The 1,952-nt window shown below is 39.7% G+C and carries 3 protein-coding genes; all 3 read left to right on the top strand.

What is annotated here, in order from left to right; translation table 11 throughout:
* Positions 1-15: 15 nt before the first annotated feature.
* Positions 16-129, top strand: a complete 114-nt coding sequence (locus GZ63_RS17995; RefSeq protein WP_226374464.1) for an arginase family protein — start codon at positions 16-18, stop codon at positions 127-129.
* A 587-nt stretch (positions 130-716) separates the two neighbouring features.
* Positions 717-1,577 (top strand): group II intron reverse transcriptase/maturase, encoded by an 861-nt coding sequence (ltrA, locus tag GZ63_RS0115135; RefSeq protein ID WP_029271008.1) that lies wholly within the window; start codon positions 717-719, stop codon positions 1,575-1,577.
* On the top strand, positions 1,574-1,952 hold a 379-nt coding region (locus tag GZ63_RS18765), incomplete at its 3' end, for a group II intron maturase-specific domain-containing protein (RefSeq protein ID WP_318842393.1). The genes ltrA and GZ63_RS18765, both read left to right, overlap by 4 nt.

The following is a 1,952-nucleotide window of genomic DNA, read 5'->3' as shown; positions in this document are numbered from 1 at the left end:
GTTTCTAAAGAGAATATTACCAGTTTTGATATTGCTGAGGTGAATCCGGCTGTTGATGAAAATAATAAAACAGCTACATTAGCAGCATTACTCGTTGCAGAAGTGATGAAAAAATTTAACAAAAAATGATTGTAATAGGGACAGCCCCCGCTGATTTAAAGAATCAGTGCGGTGGGGTGTCCCTCTTTTATTAGTGCGCCCAGCATGGGCTATAACTTGGTGGTGAAAGTCCACTACAGGCTTGGCAGTAGGAACTGTTAGCTGAAAGCAAGGGTGTCCATTGCGAAATGGAATCTGAAGGAAGCTGGAGGCAAACTCCCGAACTGACGAACAGAAACTGTATACAAGGCTGAATTGGAATGGACGAGTTTGCTAAACATTACAAAGTCCGATACTGCACGAGTTCCATACAGTAAATACAGCAGTTACATGGGAGGAAGGTTATAGCTCTTACCTGGGGAGGTCTCACAAGGGTTATTCAATTGACAATTGTATTAGTGATAATGCAATGAATTGTGAGGAGTCAGCAGACGCCATAGTAGTTTCTACGGAAATGAAGGGCTGAACAATCTTAAATCTTGAAGAATAAGGAGGTGCAGACATCGCCGCCTAAACACAGAAAATCATCGTGGCATTTGCCAGAGAGATGACTACCTATGAAGAGATACGTTGGAAACGGAAGGGTACATAGGAGGGTGTAGGGATGTCGCATGGATATGGAGAAACAAGATGGTATCAACTTAATCGATCAAGTAATATCGGATGATAATCTTTGGAATGCATACAGGAAAGTATATGCAAACAAAGGTGTACCGGGAGTCGATGGAATTACCGTCAAGGAACTTGAAAGTCATATGCTTAAATACTATGACCAATTGAAACGAAAGCTCAGAGATGGAACATACAAACCTCAACCAGTAAAGAGGGTAGCCATCCCAAAAGCCGACGGTTCAAAAAGATACTTGGGAATTCCAAGCATCTTAGACAGAGTCGTACAACAAGCAATACTTCAAGTCATTGACCCAATCATCGACCCACATTTTTCGGAAAACAGTTATGGATTCCGAAAAGGAAGAAATGCACACCAAGCGATAGAGAAAGCCAAAGAATATTATCAAGAAGGGTATAGAGTTGTCGTTGATTGTGATTTAAAAAGTTACTTTGATACAATACACCACCAACGAATCAGGGCATACCTTGAATACTTTATCCAAGATAAAATCGTATTGAAACTAATTTGGAGTTTCTTACGTTCAGGCATACTTGATAAGGATATCTACATTGAGACAACGAAAGGTGCTCCGCAAGGAGGACCGTTATCTCCCATTTTAGCAAATATCTACCTAAATATGTTGGATAGAGAACTAGAAAAGCGAGGACATCGTTTCATCAGGTATGCAGATGACTTCGTCATATACGTTAAAAGTAAGCGTGCTGGCGAAAGAGTCATGGAGAGTATCACCAAATTCTTGGAAAAGGATTTAGGACTCACAATTAACCAGAAGAAAAGTAAAGTGTGTGGTGCAACATCAGCTATTTTCCTAGGATTTAACTTACAAAATCTAATGGGAAAGTGAATTGCCGACCTAGCAGGTCGGCGAAACGAAAATTCAAAGATAAACTAAGGAAACTAACCAGTCGAAAACGACCAGGTACATTCCATGAAATAATCACAAAGATTAATCAAACGACAACAGGATGGATTAACTATTATGGTATATCAAATATGAAAACATTCATAAAAGATATTCAACAGTGGTTACATCATCGATTAAGACAATTGATATGGAAACGATGGAAGTTAGTACGTACGAAGTACAGAATGCTTCGTAAATATGGAATTAATCATGATGACGCGATGAAATTAGCCAATACCCGTAAAGGATACTGGCGAGCATCACTCAACGACATTATTCATCGTGCCATACCAAAAGAAAGGCTCACAAAGTGGG

The organism is Virgibacillus alimentarius, assembly GCF_000709085.1.
In the GTDB taxonomy this organism is placed as follows: Bacteria; Bacillota; Bacilli; order Bacillales; family Amphibacillaceae; genus Virgibacillus_B; species Virgibacillus_B alimentarius.
Note: the sequence above shows the minus strand (reverse complement) of the source record. Positions and strands in the feature narration are given on the sequence as shown.

Bases quoted from the DNA above. Each gene is read 5' to 3' on its own strand.
- ltrA (WP_029271008.1), top strand. From the start codon at position 717: ATGGAGAAACAAGATGGTATCAACTTAATCGATCAAGTAATATCGGAT.